The sequence below is a fragment of the Dyadobacter diqingensis genome (genome assembly GCF_024220585.1).
Taxonomy (GTDB): Bacteria; Bacteroidota; Bacteroidia; order Cytophagales; family Spirosomataceae; genus Dyadobacter; species Dyadobacter diqingensis.
In genome coordinates, this window is sequence record NZ_JAMXKF010000004.1 from 529,369 (window position 1) to 541,805 (window position 12,437).

The window sequence follows — 12,437 nt, forward strand, 5'->3', positions numbered from 1 at the left end:
CTTACCGGGCGGTTCAGTCCGGTAAGGTCCGCAACACCCGGCATGGGTTACCGGCAGCCACGACATTGGCCGGAATATCCTTCGTAACCACGCTGCCGGCGCCAATGGTGGTGTTATCGCCAATGGTAACGCCGGGACAAACGATGACACCACCGCCAAGCCAGACATTATTTCCGATTGTTATGGGAAGCGCATATTCCGGGCCTTTGATCCTTTCGGAAGCAATAACCGGGTGAGTCGCCGTGTAGATCTGTACATTGGGAGCGAAGAACACATTGTTTCCTAAGGTAACTTTCGCGCAATCCAGAATCGTACAGTTAAAATTGATAAACAGGTTATCACCAGCGAAAATATTACTTCCGTAATCGCAATAAAAGGGGGTTTGAATATCGATACCACCCGCAAAACCTCCGAGTAATTCTTTTAAAACCTCCTTACGTTCTTCACCATTTTCGAAAGGGATCTGGTTGTATTTTGTAAAAATACGACGCGCATTAATCCGCATTGCCAACAGCACTGCATCACTGGCGTCATACAGTTCGCCTGCCAGCATTTTTTCCAATTCTGATTTCAAATCTGTCCGCTTTAAGTTAAAAACTTCAATTTCTCTCTTCGCTTAATGAACAATTTTGAACACAAGCTCTTTCAGCAACTCTCCTTCCGGCGTGCTTACGCCGTCAAGCCCCTTTAAACGGCTGTCAGATTCACGCAAGTAATGAATAATGTGTGCAACCTTCGGTAAAGGATAATTCCTCGCTGCAAGCGAATAATCTTTCACAAAAAAAGGATTAACCCCGAGCGCTGTCGCAAGACCTTTTTCCGACTTATCCGCACTCGCATGCACCAGAAGCACTTTTGAAAAGAACCCAAAAAGGATGATCAGGATCGGTGCCAGTGGATTGTCTTTCGAATTAGCCGAAAAGTGGTTGGCGATGCGGTTTGCCTTGATAACATCACGCATGAGCAATGCTTTCTGGAATTCAAAAACATTGTATTCCTTGCTGATACCCACAAAACGCTCCACGACTTCCGCATCTATACCCTGATCCACCCGCAGGTTGACCATGATTTTACGGATTTCATTCGTCAGACGTTTCAGGTCGTTTCCAATGTTGTCAACCATCATCTGAACCGCCTTGGGACTTATCTTCACCCCTTCCGACTGACAATAAGACGCAACCCAGTCCGGCAATTTGTTGTCGTACATCTTTTTCGACTGCACAACATGACCGTGGGTATTGAATGCCTTCACAAAAGTTTTGCGCTCATCGGCGTTGGCATGAAAACATAACACCAGCACCGTGCTGTGCAGCGGATTCAGGACATAATCTTCCAGCCTCGCCTGTTGCTCTTTCTGCTCAATCCCGCCCAGTTTATTGGCATCTTTGACGATAATCAGCTGGCGCTCTGCCATAAACGGATATCTTCTGGCATGGCTAAGCACACCGGCAACATCAGTATCTTTTCCGTAAAGTACAAATTGGTTAAAACCGCGTTCAGACTCAGGCACTACGCGTTCTTCGAGCGACTCGGCAATGATATCGATATAAAACGGTTCGTCTCCGTGCAGAAAATACACGGGTTTAAACTTTTTAGATTTAATTTCTTTAAGGGCAGCATCAGGCGTTTGAGCCATTTTTTAATCTTAATTTTAATAAATAATGAGCGCTGAAAATCCGGTTAATTTCCATGCTCTGAAATAAAACGCGATGCCTCGGCTTGAAGCAGCGGAAAAAACGTACTGAATTTATCGTGATAAAACGGTTCGTTTGCTTCCAGATCTTCCTCAGCGAGATTAAGCACCGACAGAAAATCAGCTCTCCCGGACAACCGACTGAACGTAAGCCTGATACCATCCAGCGTCCGGTAAGTATTAAGCCAGTCCTGCTTGATCATCGTCCGCACCATCGACTTCATATGCACGGGAATCAGCGGATCGTTTTCGCGGATCACCTGGTACATACGCGCGCTGTAATCTTCCAGAGATTCGCTGCAAAATTGGTTAAAATATTTGGCTAAAAAGTAATCGAAATAAATATCTGTCGCTATTCCTGCCGTTTTCCCAAGCACCAGAGCCGCCTTTCTCTTTGCTTCTCTGACGGTTGGGTGTTCGTCCGTAAACATGTCAATATGCCGGTGTAATTTTACGCCTAATAAAAAAGAGTCAGTCCAGCCAATGATTTTGTCACCCGTCAATCTGCCTTTTATAAAATCACCGACATAATTTCCTACAATAACCTCCTCATCGTCTCCGGAAAGCAATAAATGCGCTAAAAAATTCATAAAAAAAGACATTTTGGCAAAATTCCCGTACGTTTGTTTTCTCCAAATCACCATGGAACAATTATTTTACAACAACCATTATTTTAACCAAACAAGCAAATGAAAGTCGAAAAGAATAATGTCGTAGCACTCATATATAGTCTGAGAATCCCTGACAACGACGGCGAAATGGATATCGTAGAAGTAGTAACGGAAGAAGATCCGATGTATTTTATTCAAGGCATCAGCGGACTTCCGGAAGGCTTTGAAGATAAGATCGAAGGACTTGCTGCAGGTGACACTTTTGACTTCGTTGTAGCACCTGAAGAAGGTTATGGAGAGTTTGATCCTGAGGCAATTGTTGAACTTCCAAAAGCCGTTTTCCAGATGGAGGGTGTTGACCAGGAAGAACTTCTTGAAATCGGAAATATTGTCCCGATGACCAACGAAGACGGCGAGCGTATGCACGGCCAGGTTGTTGAAGTTAAGGACGATGTTGTGATCATGAATTTCAATCACCCGTTGGCAGGCAAAGAAATGCACTTTGAAGGTTCTATCCTTTCAATCCGCGCCGCAACAGCAGAAGAAATAAGCCACGGCCACGTACATGGCGAGGGTGGACATCATCACTAATATTAATTAAGAATGATGAATTAAGAATGATGAATAGCGAGGGAAACGGGAAATTCCCATCTTTTCTTCTCTAATATTTTATTCTTAATTTTTAATTCATCATTCTTAATTCTTCACTCCGCACTTACAACATACTGCTCCACCTCCACGCCAAAAGTCCTCAAAAATTCGACACCTTCCTCTCGGCCGATTCCTTTGTACGCAGCGTACGAGTGCAGGAAAATCACTTTGCTTATTTTCATCGTATAAATAACACGGGCACAGGCGATACAAGGAGCCAGGGTTACAAAAAGTGTCGCGCCTTCAATGTTGGAGCCATTTTTTACGGCAAAAAGAATCGCATTCTGTTCTGCGTGCAAAGCCAGTGAACAGCTACCTTTTGCGTCGCGGGGGCAGCCTTCCTCCGGAAATTCTTCATCACAATTGTGCGTTCCGGCAGGCGGACCATTATAACCAATTGAAATAATACGGGTATCTTTGGTTAACACTGCACCGACCTGTGCTTTAATGCAATGAGACCGTTTGGCTAGATTTATTGCCAGCTCCATGAAAATGTCATCAAATTCCGGCCGGTTTTTCGTTGTTAGTAAAGTCATTCGATTGGTAAAACTTAAATTACCTGCAAACTTAGATAAAGCATGGATTGGATTCAATATAGATTAGTAAATAAGATCAGAACTCTGATGCTGATCAACTTATTTATTTGTCTGAAACCGCTTTCTTTTGCTCAGACCGCCACTGAAATTATCACACTTGGGCGGGATCCGTCGTCTGTGATCCGGTCGAATAAATTCTTTATCCAGGAAGTCGAAGACAAGCGAAAAATAAAAGGACCGAATATTGGCAAAGTAATATTTTTGGGGAAAGAAAAACCTGCGGCCATGAGTAATTCAGTGGAAAAAGACCTGACCGCATATTGGTCTTATTCCGTGCCGAAAGTGAGCAACGATCTTTTGCCTCTGTATATCAGCGTTAAAGATTTCCAGCTCAATGAGAGACGTTTAGGTCCCAACCGTGTTGGAGGAGAAATCAAACTGGACGTATCCTTTCGCTGGTACCGGGATATGCTGTCGGTGGACCTGACCAATTATCAGACCTCCGCTACTTATACGCGTGCAGAAAAAGAATTCGACCATCAGAAATTAATCCGGCAGATGCTGGACCAGTCCCTTATCCATTTTCAAAAATGGATGGGCTCTAATATAGGTAAAAATCCGGCACTTGCTAAAAACCTAAAAATCGTTTTTAAAGAGATTACAACGCAGGATAAGGCTGATACAATTTTTTACAGTGTTAAAAGACCGCTCATATGGGCTGATTTCCAGGGTCAGAAGAACCGGCCAGGCAGCAGGTATGCAGCAGCCGTTTTCACAAGTTTTGCTTATGAAGGACACTCCTACCCCAAAGACGATGATTTAATACTGGAAATCGGCCTGAAAATATTCATGGTTAAAAGCATGTCTTGGGCGTTATCGGAAGCGAGGAACGCAGGCACGCTAAGGCACGAACAGCTCCATTTTGATATCACCAGGCTTGTCGTAGAAAAGTTCAAGAAAAATCTGGAATCAGGCGAGCTGACCATTGAGGATTACGACAGCGAAATTCAATATCAGTTTCTGCAATCGTTTCGGGAAATGAATACCGAACAGGAAAACTATGACCGCGCAACGGACCACGGATTGAACAATGCCGCCCAGGCGGAATGGGAACGGAAAATTTCAAAAGAAATTACCAATATCTACTCACGGCAATAACAGTGCCCCCTCATTCAAATCGTGGGTTTTAGAACCATTTTCTGAAATAACCTGCCGCCAGCGTTCGGCAGCCCGTTTTTTAACTTCGCCACCAATTAAAAATGTAGTGGCCGGACTGGCTCTGAATTGTGCTATTTTCGGATAAACGGATGAACTTAAAATCTGATAATCCATCGCTGCTTTCGTGGAAACAAAATCGCCTTTGTAAATCGTAATGCCACGCCACGTCAGCAAATCTCCGTTTGCAACCGATTGTATTTTGATACTTTCCGGGTAACTTTTATCTCCTATGCTTAAAAATACCGTTTCCAACACACCGGTATTAACTGCATAATTCCTGATATGGGAATCATAGGCGTTTGTGTCAGTTAGAAACCCTTCATCGGCATAAATATAAAGCCGGTCTCTTTCTTTGAAACTGATTACAGTATGTTTGGAGACGGCGTGTATGACACCTTTTGGAACCATGTAATTTTGAATACTGACTGAAACAGCGTAAAAAACAAACACGAGCACCAGGCCCGCACCGTATTTAATCCAGATATAACTCCTGGATTCATAAGCAAGCCAGATCAAAAAGAGGATCAGATACAGCAATAGAAGCTCCGTTTTATCAAGTGATAAATTCTCAACCAGATAACCGGGCAGTTTTTTGGGAAGTGAAACCGAAATATTAGTCAGGCGACCGCAAAAATCAACAAATAAACCAATCCACGCCTGCAACCACAAAAACGGCCACAGGCACGTAAAAAGCAGCATTAACGCAGCTGGCAGCAAAAAGTTTGTGAAAGTGATAACAAACGGGTTAACCAGCCAGAAATAAAACGGGAATTGATGGAAATAATACAGGCTTAATGGGAAAGTAGCCAGCTGTGCCGCAAAAGACATGGTGGTAATCTGCCAGACATATTTTACCAGCCAGTTCGAGGGTGAGAAAATCGTGCATAGCGGCTTGTAAAAAAGGAAAATTCCCGTCATGGCCAGATATGACAGTTGGAAACCGACGTCAAACAGCGCTCGCGGATCGACCAGCAGGATAATAAAAGCGGACAACGCCAGCGTATTCATGGCATTATCCTTTCGGCCAAATACCTCGGCTATCACGAAGACAACACACATCAGCGCTGCGCGTTGAACGGAAGGCGGAAGCCCGGTTACCAGCGCATAAAACCCAAGTAGTGACGTAATGATAACCAGATAAATATATTTCCCTCCCCTGAGACGTTTAAGCCATCCCAGCAAACTTTTCAGAACCAAAAAAATCACGGCCACGTGCATCCCGGAAACCGACAAAATATGCACGGTGCCGGACGTTGTATAATCATCGATCTGGTCCGATCTCAGGTCATCACGCCTGCCAAGCAGCATCGCTTTAACCAGTCCGTATGATTTATCGTTTGACACATAAACCCGAAACTGGCGGTCGGACCACTGGGAAATTGAATGGCTCCATGCATAAACGCCAGACGTTTCTCCCGAGGATTTAATCACACGATACGCTTGATCCGGCAGGTAGGCCGTCCAGGCAACACCCTTATCCCAAAGGTATTTCCGGTAATCAAATTCATGGGGGTTCATGGGCGGTTTCGGGCGTTCCAGATTTCCGTTAACCACCATTTGATCACCAACATCGGGAACCTGTGCAGCGTCTTTTGGGATGCTCAAATAGGCTTTAATCTGCACATTAACCCATTTCCCTTTAACCCGTATACGATTGACAATCGCGGTGATTCGTATTGATTTCGGACGCTTTTCAGGGATAGACTGTACCGTTGCCTGATAGAGATCATAAGGCTGTTTTGATAGCTGTTCGATCTCATCGGTCAAACCTTTATCATGATAATTTAATACACTAAAACCCGAAACCCAGACAAACAGTGAGAGGGTTATCCCAAAAGCTGTTGGCTTTTTCTTTCGGTAAAACAAAACAGAAGCGGCTGCGATCGAAAGGATCACAGCCGCCTGTATAATCGGGTCAGAAAAAGAAAGTGCCGGATGATAGGCCAGCAGCCAGTCACCGAACAAAATCCCTGTCATTAAAGTCAGAACCAAGCCAACAAAAGGTACTCGCGAGAGCATACTTTTTTGTTATTTAATTACAAACTTCTTTGTGACGGTTTCTTTGTCGGTGGTCACTTTAAAAATATATAATCCGGTATTGTATTTATTGATATCCACGGTAACCTTCCGGCTCCATACATCGATGTAACTTTGGGATTGCAACTGATTTCCCCGCTGATCATAAACGGAAAGCGTGAAATTCTGAAAATCTGCAAAGCGAACGTTAGCGTTGAGCTCTTCACTCGCCGGGTTCGGAAAGACTTCCACAGTCAGATTTTCAGCCGGATCCAGCCTACCCAGCCTGGCAGATTCGATCAGTTTTGCTCTTCTGGGACTTAGCGCCAAAACCGCCCGCATACGGCCAAGCTGATCAGCCGTAAAAATATTCATGCAGGAATCGGGCGAATAGTCCATATAATTTTCAATCATGTTACGGGTTCTGAATCCCGAACAATTTGAATATTTATCCGTACAAAAACTGGTTTGGTTTGAGCCTTCGGCAGTTGGTGTGTCGTCACAAAAATCATCCCCGCACACGGCATCACCCCAGATATGAATAAGCCCAAGCCAATGTCCTATTTCGTGGGTCGTGGTTCTTCCAAGATTATAAATCTTGCTGGAATTCGCAACGGAGTTTCTGCCAAAATAACGGAAGTCAATAATGGCGCCATCCGTTTTGTCATAATTTTCATTCTTCGTATTAAGTCCGTCCAAACCTTCTACCGAAGGAAACTGCGCGATACCCAGGTACGTTGCCGACAACCTGCAAACCCAGATATTCAGATACTTGTCAGAAGGCCAGTAAACAATACTGGAAAGCAGCGCATCGTCTGTTATCGGATTAAAGTTGTCTTTTGACGTGTAAGAAGTTCTAGTAATGCCGGTTGTTCCCTTTCCATTTTCATCATATTCGGCCAGATAAAACTCAATCCCTGTATCGACTCCAACGGGGTCGGAGTTAAAACCCTTGGTACCCGCTTTTTTACGATAATCCTCATTCAGGATCGCTATCTGGCTTCTGATCTGTTCATCCGTGATGTTGGGATTATCAGCACCGCCAATCACACCATCTCTTCGGTTATGCACGACATGCACAACCACCGGAATTCTGATGATTTCATCTGAGGCGGCAGTACGCAGCTGCGACCGGTTCGTATTCAGATACTCCTGAATAGCATTTTCCGTGTTGATCCTGTCGCGCAGTAACCCGGGACTTTTCTTGCCCCGAAAAACTTCTCGTTCGTGCGTGACGCAACGAATCGGCAGGGAGTCCGTTAATTGCGCAAAAGTTCTCCCGGGAATAAAAATCCCCAGGAGAACTATGCTCGTAAAAATCCTGAAATTACTGATCCGTTTTTTCATAAGCAGCCAGAATATCCTTAACCAGTCGGTGGCGTACAACATCCGAACCATCCAATTCGACAAAGCTGATGCCCTTAATGCCCTTTAAAATGGTAAGCGAATCGATCAAACCAGATTTCTGGTTCTTCGGAAGATCTATCTGCGACTTATCACCGGTAATAATAGCCTTCGAACTTGGCCCCATCCGGGTAAGGAACATTTTCATCTGCATCGGCGTCGTATTCTGCGCCTCATCCAGCAAAATAAAAGCGTTGTTAAGCGTTCTTCCGCGCATGTATGCAAGCGGAGCAATTTCGATAACACGGCTTTCCAGGTAAAGTTTCAGCTTTTCAGGAGCGATCATATCGTCCAAAGCATCATAGATCGGCCGTAAGTAAGGATCGATCTTTTCTTTCAGATCACCGGGCAAAAAGCCGAGATTTTCTCCTGCCTCAACGGCCGGGCGCGTGATGATAATCTTGCGTACTTCTTTATTTTTCAAAGCCCTGACTGCAATGGCCACAGCTGTATAAGTTTTTCCTGTTCCGGCAGGTCCAACGGCAAAAACAAGGTCAAATTTCGATGCCGCTTCCACCAGAAGTTTCTGGTTCGCAGTTTTGGCCTTTACTACCAAGCCTTTATTTCCGTAGATAATCACATCAGCGTCATCCTCGGCATTCTGGACGGCAGGTTTTGAAATCCCGTTCAAATAAACCCTGACATTTTCATTCGTTACCTTGCCATACTTCTGATAATGAGCGACCAGGGATTCAAGGATATCTGTGATACGCATAATTTCAGGTGCTGTTCCCTGAATCCTGATCTCATTTCCGCGTGAAATAATTTTGCTTTTTGGAAAAGCTGCGGACACTTCTTTAATATTCGAATTATGAATGCCCAAAAAATCGACCATAGAGACGTCTTCGAGCGTGATTATTTTTTCTAGCAAATGAATGATCGTTTAGTGTTTAAGGAATTACTCTAAAATTTAGTAATAATAACCAAGATTTAAACTATTACGATGCACGAATTAAAAATTCCATACCAAAGTTAACAATGTAAAATAAATATATTCAGATCAACTGTTTCATAATCAAGCAAACAGCCGGCGTGCAGATGCTTTTTAAAATTTTAAAAAAAATACTTCTTTTCTGACAGTCTTGTTATGATTAATTTTGTGTTACATGGAAAATGACAAGTCAGCAAATCAGTACAACAAAGCAGGTAATAAATCAGGCGTTTCCAACCGGAAACCGGCTGTTGCACGTACCCAGAGTTTTGAGCAGAATTACGGCAAATTACCGCCTCAGGCCATTGATCTGGAAGAGGCGGTTCTCGGTGCGTTAATGATCGAAAAAGACGCGCTAACGGCCGTTGTAGATATATTAAGACCACAAAGTTTTTACAAGGATGTTCACCAGCGTATCTATTCGGCGATCTTAACCTTATTCGCGGATTCGGAGCCGATCGATATGCTTACCGTAATTTCCAAATTGCGGAGCACAGGTGAAATTGAACTCGTTGGAGGTTCTTCCTACATCGTAGGGCTTACCTCAAAAGTGAACTCGGCGGCAAACATCGAATTTCACGCCCGGATTATAACCCAGGCGTCGATCCGTCGTGAGCTGATTACCATTTCTTCGGAGATTCAGAAAGAAGCATTTGAGGATACCACGGACGTTTTCAAACTGCTTGACAAAACCGAACAGGCACTCTTTGAAATCTCAGAATCCAATATCAAGAAAAACTATTCGGATATGGGCTCTTTGATGCGTCAGGCACTGGAAGAACTTGATCAGAAGAAGAATAACAAGGACGGTTTGACGGGTGTTCCATCAGGGTTCAGTGCGCTGGACAGGATCACGTCTGGCTGGCAAAAAACGGAATTGATGATCCTTGCGGCTCGTCCCGGTATGGGAAAAACCGCCTTCGTGGTTTCTTCACTCCGAAATGCTGCCGTGGATTTCAACATGGCCGTAGCAATATTCTCGCTCGAAATGTCCTCGGTTCAGTTGGTGAATCGTCTTATCTCGGCAGAAGCTGAAATCGATAGTGAAAAAATACGTAAGGGAAGTCTTGCCCCTCATGAATGGGAACAGCTTCATCATCGTATCCACCGGCTTACCAACGCACCGATTTACATCGACGACACCCCTGCCCTTTCCATTCTGGAATTGCGCGCCAAATGCCGCCGTTTGAAAGCTCAGCATGATATTCAGATGGTCGTAATTGACTACTTGCAGCTGATGACAGGTGATACAGGCGGAAAAGGTGCCGGTAACCGTGAACAGGAAATTGCGATGATCTCGCGTTCGTTGAAAAACCTGGCAAAGGAACTGGACGTACCGGTGATTGCGCTTTCGCAGTTAAGCCGTGCCGTGGAAACAAGGGGTGGCGAAAAAAGACCTCAGCTTTCCGATTTACGTGAATCCGGATCGATTGAGCAGGATGCGGATATGGTTATTTTCTTATACCGACCTGAATATTATGGTATTACAGAAGACGAAACAGGTAATTCTGTGGCTGGTATCGGTGAGGTAATTATTGCAAAAAACCGGGCCGGTTCGCTGGAAACGATTCAGCTCCGTTTTATTGGTAAGTATACCAAGTTTGCCGATCTTGATTCTCAGTTTGCCCCGGTACCTTTTACGACAGACCGACCGATCAACAACCCGAATCCTATTTCTTCTTTTGAAAGTCAAAGCAGAAACACACCGCAACCGCCAAGCTCCGCCGGCGGCACTTTGAGAAGCCGTGCCAATGATTTAAGCAATTTCGACTACAAAGGCCCGGATAGCGAGCCTCCTTTCTGATGAGATTCAGAAAAATATAATGATTATCAATAACGAAAAAGTCGCCTGGAAATATTTCCAGGCGACTTTTTCGTTATTGATAAAATACAATTTATAAAAGTATTTTGCCGAAATATTTCTTGCCAGGTATCAAAATAATACTATTAAGAAATTTCTATATCTATCTGTCTTTTTTCAACAGCAGCGCTACGTTTTCAACGTGATGTGTATTGGGGAACATATCCACCGGCTGTACCTGGGTTACCTCATAGTCGTCCGACATCAGCGCCAGATCTCTTGCCTGCGTAGCCGTATTACAGCTAACATACACGATTTTATCCGGAGCGGCTTTCAAAATCGTTTCCACCACAGGCTGATCCATGCCTGCGCGCGGCGGGTCAGTAATGATCACATCGGGTCTTCCGTGTTTTGCAAGGAAGGCTTCGTTCATGATCCAGCGCATGTCACCCGCGAAAAATTCAGTGTTCGTGATGCCGTTCAGCGCAGAATTAATGCGAGCGTCTTTAACAGCCGCCTCAACGTACTCAACACCCACAACCTTTTTTGCCTGGCGTGCCACGAAGTTGGCGATGGTTCCCGTTCCGGTGTATAAGTCATAAACCGATTCGTTTCCGGTCAGTCCCGCATATTCCCTCGTAACCTTAAAAAGATTATAAGCCTGCTCTGAATTTGTCTGATAGAATGACTTCGGACCAACGAGGAAGGTCAGGTCTTCCATCGTCTCCCTGATCGTGGCTTCACCAGCAAAATTGATCACTTCCTGATCCTGATAAGAGTCGTTGCCTTTCAGGTTCACGATGTAGTTCAGCGACGTGATTTCAGGGTGGTTATCCTTCATATAGTTCATCACCTTATCAATCGCCTCATCATTTTGTTCACCAAACTGAACAATCACCATGATGTCACCGGTATTAGCCGTACGCACCACCAGGTTTCTCAAAGTCCCGACGTTGTACTTCACATCGTAATACGGGATCTGCTGCTCTTCCCCAAACCAGTGCAGCGAATTCCTCAACGCGTTGGACGGATCGGGCTGCAAGTGGCAGGTATCCACGGTAAAAATCTTGTCAAAACGTTTTGGTACGTGAAATCCAAGCGCATTTCTGGAAAATTTCTCACCTGTATCCAGCTGTTCTTTTGTCACCCAACGGTAATTGGAGAACGTGAATTCCAGTTTGTTACGATAATATTCCGTTTTCGGACCAGCCAGAATCGGGTTAATTTCCACGCCTTTAATCTTGCCGATTCTCTGAAAATGATCGACAACCTGCTGTCTTTTAAAACGCAGTTGATGCTCATAACCAATGTGTTGCCACTTACATCCCCCGCAAACCGTGTAGTGCTCGCAATACGGATCCGTACGTAAAGAAGAGTAAGAATGCACTTTTGTAACAACGGCCTCCTTTAATTTCTTTTTTGTCCTCACCACTTCCAGGTCCACAATATCCCCCGGCGCAACATTTCCTTCGATAAAAATTACCCCATCCTCCGATTTAAAAATACACTTGCCTTCTGCCGCGAAATCAGTAATTTCAACGTATTCATACCTGGTACCCTTTGACATTTTTTTCTA

11 protein-coding genes are annotated in these 12,437 nt (G+C 44.5%); 3 read left to right on the forward strand and 8 right to left on the reverse strand.

Going from position 1 to position 12,437, the window contains the following annotated elements:
• Positions 1-13: 13 nt before the first annotated feature.
• From M1L62_RS14470 to M1L62_RS14480, 3 genes are read right to left on the reverse strand one after another with little or no spacing between them, the layout of a single operon-like run.
• Entirely contained in the window at positions 14-574 is a 561-nt protein-coding gene (locus tag M1L62_RS14470) for a sugar O-acetyltransferase (protein WP_254560296.1), read from the reverse strand.
• Positions 575-616: 42 nt separating this feature from the next.
• Positions 617-1,636: a DNA polymerase III subunit delta gene (gene holA / locus M1L62_RS14475; RefSeq protein ID WP_254560297.1), complete on the reverse strand. Its 1,020-nt coding sequence runs from the start codon at positions 1,634-1,636 to the stop codon at positions 617-619.
• A 44-nt stretch (positions 1,637-1,680) separates the two neighbouring features.
• The gene (locus tag M1L62_RS14480) at positions 1,681-2,283 is read right to left on the reverse strand and encodes an acyl carrier protein phosphodiesterase (protein WP_254560298.1); all 603 of its coding nucleotides are present in this window, start codon (positions 2,281-2,283) and stop codon (positions 1,681-1,683) included.
• A 99-nt stretch (positions 2,284-2,382) separates the two neighbouring features.
• Between M1L62_RS14480 and M1L62_RS14485 the strand changes: the two genes are divergently transcribed.
• Positions 2,383-2,895: an FKBP-type peptidyl-prolyl cis-trans isomerase gene (locus M1L62_RS14485; RefSeq protein WP_254560299.1), complete on the forward strand. Its 513-nt coding sequence runs from the start codon at positions 2,383-2,385 to the stop codon at positions 2,893-2,895.
• Between the two features lie 113 nt (positions 2,896-3,008).
• Here M1L62_RS14485 and M1L62_RS14490 read toward each other — a convergent pair whose 3' ends face one another.
• Positions 3,009-3,491, reverse strand: a complete 483-nt coding sequence (locus tag M1L62_RS14490) for a deoxycytidylate deaminase (protein WP_254560300.1) — start codon at positions 3,489-3,491, stop codon at positions 3,009-3,011.
• A 42-nt stretch (positions 3,492-3,533) separates the two neighbouring features.
• Here M1L62_RS14490 and M1L62_RS14495 point away from each other — a divergent pair, with 42 nt between their 5' ends.
• Positions 3,534-4,649 carry a DUF922 domain-containing protein gene (locus M1L62_RS14495; protein WP_254560301.1) on the forward strand — a complete coding sequence of 372 codons (1,116 nt, stop codon included), beginning with the start codon at positions 3,534-3,536 and terminating at the stop codon, positions 4,647-4,649.
• On the opposite strand, the gene M1L62_RS14500 is transcribed toward M1L62_RS14495, so the two are convergent.
• The 3 genes from M1L62_RS14500 to M1L62_RS14510 are packed head-to-tail and all read right to left on the reverse strand — an operon-like array spanning position 4,638 to position 9,000.
• Positions 4,638-6,728 (reverse strand): ComEC/Rec2 family competence protein, encoded by a 2,091-nt coding sequence (locus tag M1L62_RS14500; RefSeq protein WP_254560302.1) that lies wholly within the window; start codon positions 6,726-6,728, stop codon positions 4,638-4,640. The two genes, M1L62_RS14495 and M1L62_RS14500, sit on opposite strands and share 12 nt — an antisense overlap.
• Positions 6,729-6,737: 9 nt before the next feature.
• Positions 6,738-8,072: a M43 family zinc metalloprotease gene (locus M1L62_RS14505; protein WP_254560303.1), complete on the reverse strand. Its 1,335-nt coding sequence runs from the start codon at positions 8,070-8,072 to the stop codon at positions 6,738-6,740.
• Positions 8,053-9,000, reverse strand: coding sequence for a PhoH family protein (locus M1L62_RS14510; RefSeq protein ID WP_254560304.1), 948 nt, complete (start codon positions 8,998-9,000; stop codon positions 8,053-8,055). Before M1L62_RS14510 ends, M1L62_RS14505 begins: the two co-directional genes overlap by 20 nt.
• A 235-nt stretch (positions 9,001-9,235) precedes the next feature.
• Here M1L62_RS14510 and dnaB point away from each other — a divergent pair, with 235 nt between their 5' ends.
• Complete coding sequence (gene dnaB / locus M1L62_RS14515) at positions 9,236-10,864, forward strand: replicative DNA helicase (protein ID WP_254560305.1); 1,629 nt, start codon at positions 9,236-9,238, stop codon at positions 10,862-10,864.
• Positions 10,865-11,024: 160 nt separating this feature from the next.
• Here the strand turns inward: dnaB and rlmD are convergent, their stop codons facing one another.
• Entirely contained in the window at positions 11,025-12,428 is a 1,404-nt protein-coding gene (gene rlmD, locus M1L62_RS14520; RefSeq protein ID WP_254560306.1) for a 23S rRNA (uracil(1939)-C(5))-methyltransferase RlmD, read from the reverse strand.
• Between the last annotated feature and the right edge of the window lie 9 nt (positions 12,429-12,437).